The 16,404-nt window shown below is 40.6% G+C and carries 14 protein-coding genes; 6 read left to right on the top strand and 8 right to left on the bottom strand.

Annotated features, from left to right (window positions below):
- Positions 1-47 precede the first annotated feature (47 nt).
- Together FTU16_RS03000 and FTU16_RS02995 are read left to right on the top strand one after the other, a co-directional pair.
- Entirely contained in the window at positions 48-368 is a 321-nt protein-coding gene (locus FTU16_RS03000; RefSeq protein WP_179997607.1) for a GrlR family regulatory protein, read from the top strand.
- A 130-nt stretch (positions 369-498) separates the two neighbouring features.
- The gene (locus FTU16_RS02995; protein ID WP_001280601.1) at positions 499-1,824 is read left to right on the top strand and encodes an ISNCY family transposase; all 1,326 of its coding nucleotides are present in this window, start codon (positions 499-501) and stop codon (positions 1,822-1,824) included.
- A 175-nt stretch (positions 1,825-1,999) separates the two neighbouring features.
- Here FTU16_RS02995 and FTU16_RS02990 read toward each other — a convergent pair whose 3' ends face one another.
- The 7 genes from FTU16_RS02990 to FTU16_RS02960 form a co-directional block, all read right to left on the bottom strand.
- Positions 2,000-3,337, bottom strand: coding sequence for an MFS transporter (locus FTU16_RS02990; RefSeq protein ID WP_180162667.1), 1,338 nt, complete (start codon positions 3,335-3,337; stop codon positions 2,000-2,002).
- A gap of 202 nt (positions 3,338-3,539) precedes the next feature.
- Positions 3,540-4,565 carry an enoyl-CoA hydratase/isomerase family protein gene (locus FTU16_RS02985; RefSeq protein ID WP_180054714.1) on the bottom strand — a complete coding sequence of 342 codons (1,026 nt, stop codon included), beginning with the start codon at positions 4,563-4,565 and terminating at the stop codon, positions 3,540-3,542.
- A 24-nt stretch (positions 4,566-4,589) separates the two neighbouring features.
- Positions 4,590-5,363: an enoyl-CoA hydratase gene (locus tag FTU16_RS02980; RefSeq protein ID WP_180162666.1), complete on the bottom strand. Its 774-nt coding sequence runs from the start codon at positions 5,361-5,363 to the stop codon at positions 4,590-4,592.
- Positions 5,364-5,442: 79 nt separating this feature from the next.
- On the bottom strand, positions 5,443-6,570 hold the full coding sequence (locus FTU16_RS02975) for an acyl-CoA dehydrogenase family protein (protein WP_180162665.1): 1,128 nt from the start codon (positions 6,568-6,570) through the stop codon (positions 5,443-5,445).
- Between the two features lie 120 nt (positions 6,571-6,690).
- Positions 6,691-8,346, bottom strand: a complete 1,656-nt coding sequence (locus FTU16_RS02970; RefSeq protein WP_180162664.1) for an AMP-binding protein — start codon at positions 8,344-8,346, stop codon at positions 6,691-6,693.
- 89 nt (positions 8,347-8,435) lie between these two features.
- Entirely contained in the window at positions 8,436-9,329 is an 894-nt protein-coding gene (gene mmsB / locus FTU16_RS02965) for a 3-hydroxyisobutyrate dehydrogenase (RefSeq protein ID WP_180114644.1), read from the bottom strand.
- Positions 9,330-9,344: 15 nt separating this feature from the next.
- Positions 9,345-10,862 carry a CoA-acylating methylmalonate-semialdehyde dehydrogenase gene (locus FTU16_RS02960; protein WP_180162663.1) on the bottom strand — a complete coding sequence of 506 codons (1,518 nt, stop codon included), beginning with the start codon at positions 10,860-10,862 and terminating at the stop codon, positions 9,345-9,347.
- 163 nt (positions 10,863-11,025) lie between these two features.
- Between FTU16_RS02960 and FTU16_RS02955 the strand changes: the two genes are divergently transcribed.
- Together FTU16_RS02955 and FTU16_RS02950 are read left to right on the top strand one after the other, a co-directional pair.
- On the top strand, positions 11,026-11,907 hold the full coding sequence (locus tag FTU16_RS02955) for a LysR family transcriptional regulator (RefSeq protein ID WP_218955614.1): 882 nt from the start codon (positions 11,026-11,028) through the stop codon (positions 11,905-11,907).
- A gap of 121 nt (positions 11,908-12,028) precedes the next feature.
- Entirely contained in the window at positions 12,029-12,187 is a 159-nt protein-coding gene (locus FTU16_RS02950; protein ID WP_168379604.1) for a hypothetical protein, read from the top strand.
- Positions 12,188-12,400: 213 nt separating this feature from the next.
- Here the strand turns inward: FTU16_RS02950 and FTU16_RS02945 are convergent, their stop codons facing one another.
- The gene (locus FTU16_RS02945) at positions 12,401-13,216 is read right to left on the bottom strand and encodes a hypothetical protein (protein ID WP_180162661.1); all 816 of its coding nucleotides are present in this window, start codon (positions 13,214-13,216) and stop codon (positions 12,401-12,403) included.
- A 197-nt stretch (positions 13,217-13,413) separates the two neighbouring features.
- On the opposite strand from FTU16_RS02945, the gene FTU16_RS02940 reads away from it, so the two are divergent.
- Positions 13,414-14,838: a PLP-dependent aminotransferase family protein gene (locus tag FTU16_RS02940; protein ID WP_180162744.1), complete on the top strand. Its 1,425-nt coding sequence runs from the start codon at positions 13,414-13,416 to the stop codon at positions 14,836-14,838.
- Between the two features lie 120 nt (positions 14,839-14,958).
- Positions 14,959-16,395: an amidase gene (locus FTU16_RS02935; protein WP_180162660.1), complete on the top strand. Its 1,437-nt coding sequence runs from the start codon at positions 14,959-14,961 to the stop codon at positions 16,393-16,395.
- The last annotated feature ends 9 nt before the right edge of the window (positions 16,396-16,404 follow it).

The following is a 16,404-nucleotide window of genomic DNA, read 5'->3' as shown; positions in this document are numbered from 1 at the left end:
GCGTAAAATATATAAAACACTCACTTTGTTGAACTGGTATTTTAAGAATGCGAGATGGTATTTACTTCCTTGAATTTCAAGATAATTTTAATGATTTTGGTAATGGAGTTTTTGTAGTACAAAATAATATAATAAATGGTGGAAACTATGCATTTTCCTTTCAAGGTGAAATCATTAATCAAAAATCGAAAGTTATTATAAAACAACATGATAATAGTATAGAAAAAGCTATAAATGAAACTTTAAATGTATCTATTAAAAAGACGAATTATGATTATGAATTATTAGGGAGTATTACTAATAGACCTAATTTAGTCGTTTATATAAAAGCAAAATTTATAGGTGACTTATTTCTAAAATTAACATAATACACGTTATGCGAAGTCAAAAATGTAACTCCAAAATAGAAATGTCCGGTTTCTCCAAAGTAAAAATGTCCGCTTTTAGAATATGCACTTTTGCAATTTCGTTAGCGGACGGTTTGATATGTTGGTGTCTATGTCGGATAAAGAACTTAAACGATTGTCGGTCTTGCAGGAAATCTGCGATCAACGCATAACTCAATCCCAGGCTGCTCAGCTACTTCATATTTCAGAACGTCAGATCAGACGCTTACTGCAGAAATACAAAGCTCAAGGTCCCGCTGCATTAGCCCATGCCGGTCGTGGCCAAATCAGCAATTCCAAACTTCCTGAAGAACTCAGACTCAAGTGCCTCAATATTGTTTCTGACCAACTCCATGGTTTCGGACCCACTTTAGCGCATGAAAAGCTCACCACCGTACATGGATTCGATCTTTCAGTAGAAACCCTGCGTTCCTGGATGATTGCAGCTGACTTATGGATTCCTCGATCCAAGCGCCTGAAACGCCCGTATCAGCCTCGTTACAACCGGGATTGCTTTGGTGAACTGATCCAAATTGATGGCTCATATCATGACTGGTTTGAAGGACGCGCTGCTAAATGCTGTCTGCTGGTGTTTATCGATGATGCTACAGGAAAATTGCAGCATTTACGCTTCTGTGAATCAGAATCAGCCTTTGATTATATGATTTCAACACGCTTGTATGTTGAGCAGCATGGTAAGCCGTTGGCATTTTACAGCGACAAACATTCAGTCTTCAGGGTGAATCAAAGCAGCAAGAAAGACACCAAGATTACCCAGTTTGGACGCGTACTCAGTACCCTGAATATCGATATCATCTTCGCCAATTCACCACAGGCCAAAGGCCGTGTGGAACGTGCCAACAGAACCCTTCAGGACCGTCTGATCAAGGAGATGCGTCTGGAAGGTATCAGCTCGATTGAGCAAGCTAATGCCTGGCTACCCTGCTTCATTGAGCAGTTCAATCAGAAGTTCGCCAAGATGGCTTTTAATCCTAAGGATCTACATCGGCCTATCACTGAAACAGCCGAAGAATTAGATGATATTTTTACTTGGCGTGAACCCCGCAGAGTCACGAATAGCCTGACGATTACTTATGATAAATGCGTATATCTCCTGGAAAACACCGAAGAAAATCAAAGGTTGATCGGTAAGTATCTTGAGTTCCTGGAATACCCGGATGGTACTGTAGCCCTCATGCATGATGGCCGAAAGATCAATTACAGCCTCTTCGATAAATTAAGTCAGCTGAATCAGCGAGAGATTGTTGAGAATAAACGGTTGGGTGCTGTTCTGAATCATATCCAACAACAGCATGAAGAACTGGAACAACAAAACAAACGCAATCGTTCTCAAAAGATGCCAAGCAGACGTGCACAGAAAATAGCAATCAAAGAACGAAATCTAAATCCTGTGCTTGACTTGGAATTGTCCATATAGGACATTTCTATTTGGTTATTAGGTAGGACATTTCTACTTAGGAATAACAAGTATAATACTGACAATATTATTTGTCCTGCTACAATCCTCAGACAAGAAAAAAGCCATAACAATTGTTGCTATGGCTGTTCACATGTATTTCTATATTTAAATCAGTCTTCTGTTTTCCTGATTGTTAATTTAGGAAGATTTCTTCACTGCTAAATGCTTTTGTCTTTTGCTCTATTTGATCCGGCTTTAAAAATGAAGATGCAATAATCGCAATCACTGCAAAGCCTGAAATATAGGCAATAATTAAATTTGGGCTTCCATCACCAATACTTAGCAATTTCGTCGCGATTAATGGTGCTAAACCGCCACCTAGCACGCCTGCAAATTGAACTGAGATTGAAATACCGCTATAACGTATTTCTGCTGGAAATTGGCGTGAAAATAACTGTGACTGCGGTGCATACATCAAAGGAAAAACTACACCAATACCAATCACAATGGCCGTCCAAACCAATACAGGATCCTTGGTATTTAACATCGCAAAAAATGGATAGCTGTATATAGCCAATACGCATAAACCAAATCTAAACATGTTTTTTTGCCCAACTTTATCAGACAAATGCCCAAAAATTGGCGTAATAACCATGATGACTGCAGCACCACAAATCGTTGCAAACAAAATGTCTTGTCTAGGAATATTCAGCTGTGTGGTAGTATAGGCTAAAGCAAATGTCGATGCTAAATAGAACCAAGCATTTTCAGCAGCTCGAGATAAAATAATCGTAATCAACTGCTTAGGATGATTTTTAAACACTTGTTTTGCTGGAACTTTAATTGTTTCGGTTTGAGCTTTAACTTTTTCAAAGTCTGGTGACTCAGGCACTTTCACTCGAATATACCAACCTACAGCCAGTAAAATAATGCTGGCTAAAAATGGCAGACGCCAACCCCAGCTAAATAGTGCTTCTTCAGGCAACATTGAGACTAAGCCTAAAGCTACCGAAGCGAGCAATAAACCACCACCTGTACTGGCTTGCGGTAAACTTCCCCAAAAGCCTTTTTTACCCGCTGGCGCATGCTCTACCGCCATGAGGACTGCTCCGCCCCATTCTCCACCCATGGCCATGCCCTGTATAAATCTTAATATAATTAAACAGACCGTTGCCCAATAACCAATGGTTTCAAATGTCGGTAACAACCCAATCATCACCGTTGGAATACCCATCAACATTAATGTGACCAATAACATTGATTTACGACCAACTTTATCGCCAAAATGACCAAAAACTATTCCACCGAGTGGTCGACCAATAAAGCCTACAGCATAGGTTGCAAATGCAGCCAACACGCCAGTTAAGGGATCAAGATTTGGGAAAAAAAGTCGATTGAAAATGAGTGCTGCGGCAGCACCATAGATAAAAAAGTCATACCATTCGATGGTTGTACCCACCATACTGGAAATACCCGCTAAACGATGCGAGGACTTAGCTGGTGGAGCTGTGTTTCCCTGTACATTTTGCATTGTTATCTTCCTTATTCTGCAAGATATTTCTACGTTGCATTTTCACGATGCTTGATTTGTATGATGATTTTCTTCATGAAAATCAATATTTTTAGATCTTATATCTGTTTAATTTACGCTGAGTCACTTGTTCATATTGAATAAGAAATTGAATATGAATATTACCCAAGTGTTTGAACCGTGAATGTTTTTAAATTACTGATTAAATAGATATTTCCTCCATTATTTTATCTAAGGTCGGACTAGACTGTTGCCACTTTGGCTGTTTGTCTTTATCCACAATTAATGCGCGCACACCTTCGACAATATCGCCATGTTGAAACCAAACGTCTTGTAAATGTCGTTCAATTTGCATGCATTGCTTCAGTGAAAGACCACGACCTAAATGCTGGAGTTGTAAACTGATTCTTTTCGCGATTGGAGATCGTTGTTCCAAGGTATTGCGTATTTTTAGCGCCCACACTTGAGCATCATTATGCTGTTCATTTTCAAGACTATTTTCAATGGCATCAATGCTCTCAAAACCAAAATGCTTACGAATTAAATCTGCATTTTGACTAAGTTCACTTTCCGCTGGTCGAGTAATATATTTCGCAATCAATTGTTCAATATTTTCCTTGCTTAGTTGCTTGGAATTTCTTAATTCTTCTTCTAATTGAACAAGTTGCTCACTCGGAACATGGTAGTCAATCAAATCTAGATACAACGCATCGCTGGCACTGATTTGATCGCCTGTAGTTGCCATGTACACACCAATATCATCTAAACGTGATAAAAAGTGTGTCGCAGCCACATCTGGGAAAAATCCAATGGCAGTTTCAGGCATGGCAAATCTAGATTTTTCGCTGCTGATAAGCACATGACATGCTTGGGCCAAGCCAAATCCACCGCCAAGTACATAGCCATCAAGTATGACAATAATGGGTTTTTCATACGCACGAATGGTATTCAGCATTTCATACTCAGCTTGAAAATAAGCTTGATGATCTTCTTTACCATTCATATAACTATCATAGAGATAACGAATATCGCCACCTGCACAAAATGCTTTAGGACTATTTGAGCGAATAAGTACAGCATGAATATTAGTTTGATCAGCCCATAGTGCTAATTGCTGTTGAATCCCTTGAATCATTTCCAAAGACAAGGCATTTAAACTTGCCACGCGATCTAAACTGATTTGGCCTAAATGTCCATGTTCTTCAATCATTAAGTTATTTGTACTCATATCCGTATTATCCTTTTTTTATTTTTAATTGTTTTTAAAATTGGCTTGGCGCTTTTCAACAAATGCTTGCATGCCTTCTTTTTGGTCTTGAGTTGCAAAAATCGAATGGAATGTTCTACGTTCAAAGCGTAAACCTTCTTGCAAACTCACTTCAAATGCACGGTTAATTGACTCTTTGATCATTATGGTTGCGACTACAGATTTTTCGGCTATTTTTTCAGCAGCTTTTAAGGTCTTTTCGACTAACTCCTCTTTAGGGAAGACTTGAGCAACTAAACCGCTCTGCTCTGCTTCTACTGCGCCCATTTGTCTCGCAGTCAGACACATTTCCATGGCTTTGGCCTTACCAATAGCAAGCGTTAAGCGCTGTGTCCCACCTATCCCTGGGATTACTCCCAAAGTCACTTCTGGTAAACCGAATTTTGCATTGTCGGCACAGTAAATAAAGTCACACATGAGCGCTAACTCACAGCCTCCACCTAACGCATAACCACTAACAGCGGCGATTAAAGGTTTACGGCGCTGTGCAATTCGATCTGCCAGATGAAAAAAATCATCCAAATAAATATTTGGAAAACTCAGTTCAGCCATTTCTTTAATATCTGCACCAGCGGCAAAGGCTTTTTCAGAACCTGTAATAACCATACAACCGATGGCTGGATCTCGATCTAAATCATCTAAGGCCAAATTAAGGTCTTTAATTATTGTGCTATTCAACGCATTTAAGGCCTGAGGACGATTTAAAATAATGAGTCCAACACCATTGTTCTTTTCAAGCAGAATCGTTTCAAATTGCATGTGAGATCCCTATATATGTTCAATATTCATGAGTAGGCTTCATATCTGAAGCCTTGTCGTTTTAAATGTCTTAAAGACGTTATAAGCTACGGGCAATTACTAAACGTTGAATATCACTCGTACCTTCATAGATTTGGCAAATACGCGCATCACGATATATACGTTCTATCGGGAAATCTTTGAGATAGCCATAACCACCAAAGACTTGTAATGCTGCGGAGCAAACACGCTCAGCCATTTCAGACGAAAAAAGCTTGGCCATAGACGCTTCATTTAAGCAAGGTTGCCCTGCTTCTTTTAAACGTGCCGCGTGATAGACCAATTGGCGTGCGGCTTCTATTTCTGTTGCCATACTTGCCAATCGGAACGCAACTGCCTGATGTTCAAAGATCGGCTTTCCAAAAGTAATACGCTCTTTGGCATATCGCGTTGCTTCTTCTAATGCTGCTCGTGCAAGACCAACTGCTTGCGCCGCTATACCAATACGACCGCCTTCTAGATTTGATAAGGCGATTTTCAAACCTTCACCTTCTTTTCCTAACATCAGGCTTTCATGCACACGCACGTCTGTGAGTGCGATTTGGCAGGTATCTGAGGCATGTAATCCAAGCTTTTCTTCAGTACGAATCACTTCATAGCCAGCTGTTTCACGAGGGACAATAAAAGCACTCATGCCTTTTTTCCCTGCACTTGGGTCAGTCACAGCAAAGACAATAATGACCCCTGCATTATGTCCAGAGGTAATAAACTGCTTAGCACCATTAATCACCCATTCATTACCATCTTTGACTGCACGAGTTTTAATGGCAGCAGCATCTGAACCCGTATGCGGCTCAGTTAATGCAAATGCCCCGATCATTTTGCCTTGTGCTAAAGGCACTAAATATTTCTGCTTTTGTTCTTCTGTGCCAAATTTAGCAATAGGAACACAGCCTACCGAGTTATGTACACTCATAATGGTTGAGGTTGCCCCATCTGCCGCTGCAATCTCTTCTAAAGCCATAACATAGGCAAGATTACCTGTATCTGAACCACCCCATTCATCTGATACCAACATACCCAATAAACCCAGTTCTCCCATCTGCGCTAAAGCCGCTTTGGGAAAGGTACCGTGTTTATCCCATTCAGCTGCTTGAGGTTTAATTTGTTCCTGTGCGAAACTGCGTGCCATGTCCTGAATTAATAATTGTTCTTCGGTAAATTGCATCTTATCTTCCTGTACATCAATCAAATGCTTCCATCCAGTTTGAAAATGATTAGAACTGAATGAAAGCTTGATTTTGATCCTGATTGTTCGGCATTCATTTAGAGTTAATCGTTACGTCATTTAACTTGCATGCTGCGTGGATTGTTTCGCAATCTCTTGATTTCTTAATAAGAAACGCTGAATTTTTCCACTTGGGGTTTTCGGCAGTTCTTGAACAAACTCCACCAATCGTGGATAAGCATGTGCAGATAGGCGCTTTTTCACAAATTGCCCTAGCTGCTCTGCTAATTCTTCGGACGCTGTGACATGCTCAGCTAAAATTACAAAAGCTTTTACGATTTCTGTCCGATCTGGATCAGGCACACCAATGACCGCAGCTTCAATCACTGCATCATGCTCAAGTAAAGCGCTTTCTACATCGAATGGCCCGATACGGTAACCGGATGTTGTAATCACATCATCATTACGACCAACGAAGCTCATACTGCCATCTGCGTGTAATTCTGCGGTATCACCCGTGAGGTAATAATGCTTTACAAAGGGTGACTTACGACTTTCTTTATAGCCACCAAACCACATCATCGGTGATTGACTGATATCAACAGCCAGTACTCCTGGCGTTCCTGCAGCTAGCTCTTGCCCTTGTTCATCAACAACCGCCACGCGATATCCTGGACTGGCATAACCTGCGACACCTGCGCGAATATCATGTTGTAAGCCATGATGATTACACACCACCATACCAACTTCAGTCTGACCATAATGGTCAAAGATCGGTGCATCTAAAACTTGTTTAAACCAGCGGAACACTTCAGGGTTAAGCGGCTCACCAGCGCTACTGACGACTCGAAATTTCCCTTTGAGTTTTGCCATTTGTTCAGGATCAGCTGCCATCATCATCCGATACGCTGTCGGTGCGCCTGCAAGGTTCGTCACTTTGTAGTCATCTACGATCTGACACAAACTATCAATGCTAAAACCACCTTCGTAAAAGAGTGTTGCATGTCCAAGTAAAAGTGGCCCAGTAATTCCGTAATACAAACCATAAGCCCAACCCGGATCGGCAATATTCCAAAACGAATCATCTTCACGCAGTCCTACCGCATTTTTCATATATTGACCAAAAGCGATCAAAGCTTTAAGCGGGACTTCTAAGGGCTTTGCAGGACCTGTAGTACCTGAAGTAAACATCAAAAGAAATGGATCATTGATGCTCTGTAGGACAATTTCACAATCTGTAGACTGTGCGTTTACTTCATCCCAAAAGTTTAAATCTCCCTGTTGAATCCCTTGACCCGCTAGATCTGCAACAGTAACGATTTGGGGACAATGTACAACTTCATCTAATTTACTGCGATTACCAACATCGCTAATCACCAATTTGCTTTGTGCAAGGTGTAAACGATGTTCAATGGCTTTGGGGCCAAAGGCGGTAAACAGCGGTTGATATACAGCACCTATTCGCCAAGCCCCTAAAATCACCACAAGTAATTCAACTGTACGAGGTAATAAACCCGATACACGATCACCTTTTTGCACACCCTGTGACTTTAAAAAATTGGCAAATTGGCTCGACCACTGTTGTAGCTCTGCAAAGGTATATTGTTCTTTCCGCCCATCTTTACCTTGCCAATACAGTGCGATCTTATCTTGATCAATCGCATAACGGTCACAGCATTCATAGCATGCATTTAATTGCTCTAAAGAGCCTGATAACATTTCTTTGGCAGCATGATTTAAGTCAAATGCCTTAGCAACATCTTGATAATTCGACATCTTCTCTACCTCAGTCTCAATTTATTGTTATTCCGACACGAGTGTTTGTATTGTTAGCCATCCCTAGGCCTGATTGGTGTTCAATGCGATTATTCAGCATCCTTAGGTAAATATTGCTGCACGATGCTTGAAAAATCTAAGTGTGCATTACCTTGTAAACACAGCTGTTGATACATCTGCTGAACCAGTCCGCCTAAAATAATCGGCTGTTTGACTTGTCCTGCGGCTTCTACAGCCAGTCCCAAATCTTTCAACATCAACTGCGTTGCAAAACCATCGGTATAGCCACGTCCCGCAGGTGCATTTGCTGAGATACCCGGCCATGGATTACATACATCCGAACTCCAGCAACGTCCGCTCGAACTATTCACCACACCTGCTAAGGCTTGAGGATCAATCCCTAGACGCGCACCGAGCGCCATACCTTCAGCAACGGCTGCCATGGAAATACCAAGAATCAAGTTATTGCAAATTTTCGCAATTTGACCTGCACCCACATCACCACAATGCACAATGTTTTTACCCATGTGGCCCAATACCGCTTTGGTTTTTTCAAAGGTTTGATCATCCGAACCGACCATAAAGGTTAATGTACCTGCCTGAGCACCAATAGTTCCGCCTGAAACAGGTGCATCACAGATTTTTATCTGATGTGCAGCACCCGCCTCGGCTATGTCCTTAATGGTTTGCGGATCAATGGTACTGCTATCGATACATAAGCTTCCTGCTTTCATTACCGCCAATACACCATTTTCTCCCAAGTACACCTCTTTGACATGCTTGGCAGCAGGCAACATGCTAATCACGACATCTGCTTGTTTCGCGGCATCTTGTGGGCTTTGGCAAACGATGCCACCTGCTTCAGTAAAATGCTGAATCGCAATTTCGCTTAAGTCGAAACCGTAAACCGTAAAACCTGCTTTGAGTAGGTTTTGAGCCATTTTTCCGCCCATGTTTCCTAAACCGATAAAGGCAATATTCATCCTTGAACTCCTAAATTAACGTAGGTTAATGGTGGTATTCACTTCACCTTTTTCTTGTGTATCTTCGAACCAACGACTGGTGATGGTTTTGGTTTGTGTATAGAACTGAACTGCTTGCTTACCATATGGACCTAAGTCACCCAGTTTTGAACCACGCGATCCTGTAAAGCTAAAGAAAGGTACAGGTACAGGAATTGGAATGTTGATACCCACTTGACCAATATCGATATCGCTTTGGAATTTACGAGCAACTGCACCACTTTGTGTAAACAGTCCAACACCGTTGCCGAATGGATTAGCATTAATCAATTCAATCGCCTGCTCTAAAGTATCAACATGAATAATGGCTAATACGGGTCCAAAGATCTCTTCGGTATAGATGCGCATATCGGTTGAAACTTGATTAAAAATCGTTGCTCCGACAAAGTTTCCTTGCTCATAGCCAATGACTTGAACATCACGACCATCCAGCAACAGTTCTGCGCCTTGTTCTACACCGCTTTGAATTAAATCCAGTACACGTGCTTTTGCGCGAGGTGAAATAACTGGGCCAATATCGGTATTCGGCTCATGCCCTGCATTGACCTTCAGCGTTTTGGCTTTTTCAACCAGTTCATTGACCCATTCTTTACTTTCACCAACCATGACAGCAACCGACAAAGCCATACAACGCTGACCTGCCGCACCGAATGCTGCACCAACGAGGGCATTTAAAGTTTGTTCTTTATTGGCATCCGGCATTACCACGACATGGTTTTTGGCCCCCATCATCGACTGCACACGTTTTCTATGCTGTCCTGCAAGGTTATATACATGTGTACCAACGGCTGTAGAGCCTACAAATGAAATGGCCTTAATAGCTTGATGTGTACATAAACGATCAACAACGTCTTTACCACCATGCACTACGTTCAATACGCCTGCTGGAATACCGGCTTCAATCGCAAGTTCGACAAGCATCATGGTCGATAATGGATCTTGTTCAGATGGCTTTAAAACAAAGGTATTTCCACTGACAATGGCCATTGGGAACATCCACAGCGGAATCATCGCAGGAAAGTTAAATGGCGTAATTCCTGCACATACACCCAAAGGTTGCTGCAAGGTATAGGTATCCACACCACGTGCAACACCTTCTATATATTCGCCCATTTGAAGTGTGCCAACCGAACACGCATGCTCAACGACTTCTAAACCACGTTGAATATCACCTTCAGCATCTGCAAGTGTCTTTCCTTGCTCAGCAGTCAGTACACGGGCAATCTCTTTCATATTGCTACGGATGAGATCTTGTAGCTTCAGCATAATGCGCATACGTGCTTGAACAGGTGTTAAGCGCCAAGTTTTAAAAGCCTCTTGCGCTGAAGCAATTGCTGCATCCACTTCTTCCATAGTCGCCATTGGCACACGACCCAAAACCTCTTGAGTTGCAGGATTTAGAATGTCTTGCCACTCTGTAGTATTTGACTCTACAAATTTACCGTTAATTAATAATTTAGCCGTTGCTGACTGAATATTTGACATTGTGTTCATGACCTCTCCATAGGCACTTATTGTTTTGTACTGACTTAGAAAATATCCAAAAGCCTTATATTTATATTTTCCAATTCACTTCAAACTAGCAAAGAAAATTTTGACTACCAATAGAGATTCACGCACGATTGATGTGCAAATATGCACAGGGATGACAATAACAATGAAAGTAGATTGGGATCATTTACAGTATTTTTTGGTTTTGGCTCGTGCGAAAACCCTAACCAATACCGCACGTATTATCGGTGTTGAGCACAGTACAGTTTCTCGACGCATACATGCGCTAGAACTGGCTTTAGGCACACCATTATTTAAACGTGAAGCCACAGGTTATGAGCTCACTTTAGAAGGTTTGGCACTGGTTCCTCGCGTTGAACAAATGGAACAGGCCTTTTTACAAATCGAAAAACCCAACCAACCTATGCAAGGTCGTGTGCGAATTGGCACACCCGAAGGGTTTGGAACAGCATTTTTGACACAGCTCTTGGCAGAATTGTCCAAAAAATACCCCTTGCTGACTATCGACCTTATTCCTGTCCCGAAAATGATCAAGCTTTCACATCGTGAAGCAGATATTGTTATTTCCATCGATCGACCGAAATCAGGCCCTTATATCATTACTCGATTGGCAGACTATTGTTTAAAAATTTATGGCAGTAAGGAATACCTAAAAAACACGCAACCCATTCATACCTTAGAAGATTTAAAATCACACATTTTTGTGAATTATATAGATGATTTGGTCTATAGCCCTGAACTGTATTGTTTAGAGCGCTTACCTATTCAGCTCAATGCCAACTTTAGAAGTAGTAGTATTTTGGCGCAACAAATTGCCGTGAGTGCGGGTGCAGGATTGGCAATATTGCCCAAGTTTTTGGCCGAGGAAAAACCCGAATTAGAACAAGTCTTGGCGCAAGATGTTCGTTTTGTGCATACCTTTTGGATGCTAACCTTAGTTGATTTACAGCATGAGCCGCGTATTAAACTGGTTTGGGACTTTTTGAGAAAAAGAACCGACCAATATCATAGTTTATTAATGGATTAAGAAATGAAGCTACCTTCCAAACTATAACTGTTATAGAAATTTAGATGAATGTTGTATCTATGCTTTCAAGTGATATACCCCAATAATCACCTATAACCACTAGGGATTTAGAGTACATCTTATGAGCAATCAAGAGCCTAAAAAACCGCAAAAATATGCAGACAGTGAAATTTCAGATAAGGCCTTTAAACGTGCCATTATTTGGTTCTCGATCTATGTGCTTTTATTCTGTATTGGTGTAGCGTTTGTCGTTGGTGCAGATAATTCCTATCTACCTTAAGCGATAATCTATTCGCTTATTGCAACTTGCTATTGCATGTATATCTTACATTTCATGTTCGCTCATGATCAGCTCATAATGAATTGATCATTAAGCCAAATAATTTGGTTTAAATTTGAATTTTAAAAAAGCTTGTAAGTCTAGATTTACAAGCTTTTTGCATTTTAAAGTAATCAATTCACAGTTATAAAATTACTTACTCATCTGAATCACTTATGCAGGACTCTGTTTTTTAACTTGGTGCTGAAGATGCGTTTGAATGTATTCACCGTAGACCGACATTTTTTCAAAGATATGCTCTGAATAAAACATGTCTTCTACCAAGACTTGCGCACGGTCAAATTCATATAAACCTAATCGTTGTAAAATTTTGGCGTTAATAAACGAAAACTTTTGGCATAAATCGATATATTGCTGATCTTTGTCTTTAAATAGCAGCTTTAACATATTGATTTTATTTAGATCAAAGTCAATCGGTTCAGCTTTATCCGCCAAGACATGGATTTCAACATCTAAATATTCAGCAAGCTGATTTAATTTTTCTAAGTCGATATGTAGATGTGTAATACAAATAATTTTGGAAACTTTCGGATTACATAAGCTATTGATCAAACTAAAATAGAAGTATTCTGCTGGCGATAGTTGTTCATTATGTAGCTCAATGTAGACATTGAGTCCCGATAAAACATCATCAACTTTAAATGCGCTAAGTTTAGCCTCCGCTTGATAATAACGATTTAATATCGCAACATTTTCAGGGCTTTGCGGTGTAGCGTAGATCACCTTCTGATTCAAATTCGCTAAGATAAAGGGTGCAAATAAGAAAGCCGCATTTTCAGCCTTGGCGTGCATATGCTCCTGACAAATACTGACATAGCCCACTTGCTGTACTTGACGCAAAATTCGACTGCGTAAAAGCACCGCTTCTAAATTTGTATGCTGTTGTTGCAACAGATGCAGCGTTGAATCTGTCAATGGAACATCCACCAGTAAATGTTGTAACAGTTCTAATTCACTGGCTTTAAACATACTCAACTCCCTAACTTCCATACCATTTGACGCCACAAGTGTTGTGGTCTATGCACCTTATAAAAAATTCAAGCTTAAAACTAGATACAGTGATTTTGAAAAAACATATAACAGTACAGACTCATCTGTTATAAAAATATAATGCACAATTAATTTTACTGATATATTTATAACAGAATTTTGTCTTGTTGATGACTATGTATAAATCGGAACAGCTTGCTCAGCACCTACGTCAACTGATTGAAAATGGCACTTTAAAAGCGCACGAAAAGCTCCCGTCTTTGCGTGAACAAGTGCAGTTGTCTGGCTTTAGTTTAATCACGGTCATGAATGCTTATCAGGAGTTAGAATCGCGTGGCTTAATCTATGCACGTGAAAAATCTGGCTACTATGTGGCGCAAGGCTTACTCGAAATAGAAGCTGAACAAACTCAAATCGTGTCCTTAAACACACCGGTTGAAATTAACTCTCTGGTCTTTAAGTATTTAAAATCAATACAAGATGAAAAAATCATTCCATTGGGTTCAGCCTTTCCAGCTCAAGATATTGTTTTTTCTAAAAAGTTAACCCAAATCATGGGGCAAATTTCCCGAAATCCCAAAAGTTACGATGCCATTGATAATCTTCCACCCGGAAATTTAGCCCTACGTAAGTTGATTGCACAGCGTTATTGCATGCAAGGCATTGCCACAGATCCCGAGGATATTGTGATTACCTCAGGCTGTATGGATGCACTGAATCTTTCCTTACAGGCCATAGCCTCACCGGGTGACTATATTGTGTTACAGCAAAATATTTTCTATGGCGCCTTGCAAGCTGCAGAGCGCTTAGGCCTTAAAGTGGTGACCTTACCTGAACATCCACAAGACGGTTTTGATTTAACCGCGTTTGAACATATTTTAAAAACTTATCCCGTCAAGATCTGTTGGCTGATGCTAAATTCACATAATCCTGTGGGCTTCACAGTGAGTGATGAAATCAAGCAAAAAATTGCCGTGCTCTTACACCAATATCATGTGCATTTAATTGAGGACGATGTGTATGAAGAAATGCATTATGCGTCTAAGAAACCCGTATCAATGAAATATTTTGACCAAAATAATATGGTCTTACATTGCTCATCTTTTTCTAAAACGTTGGGCGCTGCATTTCGAGTGGGTTGGGTACACGCCGGTAAATACTCTCAAGCGATTCAACACTTACAACTCATGAGCACGATTTCCGTCAATACCTTATTGCAAAATGCCTTGGTGGAATTTATTTCAAATTATCATTATGAAAAACATTTACGGGTCTTAAGAAAAAGTCTACAGCAACATAAATTACAGTTTTACCGTTATTTAGAAAGCCGCCTACCGACTGGATGCAAATTACAATATCATCCAAGTGGTTATTTTCTTTGGTTAAAACTACCAGAAAATATTGAAAGCATGGCGGTCTATGAAGCCTTAATTCAACAGCAGATCGGTGTTGCTCCGGGCCGTTTATTTAACGTATCAGAAGCCAAAACTCAATATATCCGTTTAAATTGTTCCTTTGCATGGAAGGATGAGATTCAACAGGCTTTAGATGCCCTCCTTAGTACAATCTCTGCACTTTCCTCAGATCAGATGAATATTTGACAATTTTTATTGTCATTATTATGCTCAAACAGATATTGTTCAAATACATATATTTGTTGTTGAGATAACACCGAGTTCATTCAACATTTACCAAAATTCAAAAAACAAATGGGTTAGTTCATGGAAGATCAAAAACACAGTCAACGCATACATGCCTTTAGTTCGGATGTACTCACAGATCTAGATGCTGTGGGGATTGCACAGCTCATCAAATCTAAAGAAGCCTCTGTACAGGAAATAACACAAGCGGCTATTGCACGTGCGGAACAAGTCAATCCGTATCTAAATGCCATTGAACTGGACTGTTTTCAACGTGCTTTAGAGAAAAATCAATATGTTGAACATGGTCTATTTGCGGGCGTCCCTTTTTTCTTTAAAGATAATCTAGATTATCAAGGCTTGCCCTCACGCCATGGTTCAAAGGCCATAGGTTCAAAACCAGCCGATCGTAATCCTCAAATTAGCCAACAAATCTTAGATCAAGGTTTTGTCGTATTAGGGAAATCCAAGCTCCCTGAATTTGGTCTAAATGCCAGCACCGAATATAAAGATGGATCAGCCACCTATAACCCTTGGCATTTAAGTTATTCCTGCGGTGCATCTTCAGGCGGCTCCGCAGCTCTCGTTGCAGCCGGGGTAGTGCCGATTGCTCATGCCAATGATGGCGGTGGTTCGATTCGAATCCCTGCTGCATGCTGCGGTTTGATTGGATTAAAGCCTAGCCGTGGCCGTACGTATGACAGTGAAGCAGCAGGCTCTCTTCCGATTAATATCATCAGTGAAGGTGTCCTAACCCGTAGCATACGCGATACTGCGCATTTCTATGCAGGAATGGAGTCAAGTTATTATAATAAAAAGTTGCCACGCATAGGCATGATTCATGGCCCTTCTAAACGTCGACTATGCATCGGTTTAGTCCCACAATCAATTACAGGGCAAATAGATAGCGAAACAACTGCAACCTTAATGCATAGCGCAGCACTCTTAGAAAAATTAGGTCATCATGTTGAAGAACTTCAGTTACCTTTTTCCTTAAGCTTTGTTGAAGATTTTAGTGAATATTGGGGAATGTTGTCCTTTTTACTGAGTACCTTTGGCAAGAAAATCTTTGGCGCTGACTTTAATCCAAAAGAGTTAGATCACTTAACCGTTGGTTTATCGAAGTTGTATAAAAAGAACTTTTATAAAACCCCGCTATTTCTGTATCGATTAAAGAAAATGCAGCAGCAATATCGTGAAATCTTTAAGCATTATGACGTTTTGCTATCGCCGGTACTTGCACATACCACACCTAAAATCGGCTATTTGTCACCTCAATTACCGTTTGACCAGTTATTTGAGCGTATACAGAACTATGTGACATTTACCCCTATCCAAAATGTGGTGGGTGCGCCGGGTATGTCGATTCCTATGGGAGAAACGCAAAACGACGGACTACCGATCAGTATGCAAATATCAGCCGATGTCGGTGATGAAAAAACCTTGATTGAACTGGCGTATGAAATTGAAGAAGCTCAGCCATGGCGACGTATTCAGGATATGCCTCGAACTGCTTAACAAACTAAT

It is taken from the genome of Acinetobacter sp. YH12069 (assembly GCF_013419675.1).
Lineage (GTDB): Bacteria > Pseudomonadota > Gammaproteobacteria > Pseudomonadales > Moraxellaceae > Acinetobacter > Acinetobacter amyesii.
This window is presented reverse-complemented; position numbering and strand designations above follow the sequence as displayed.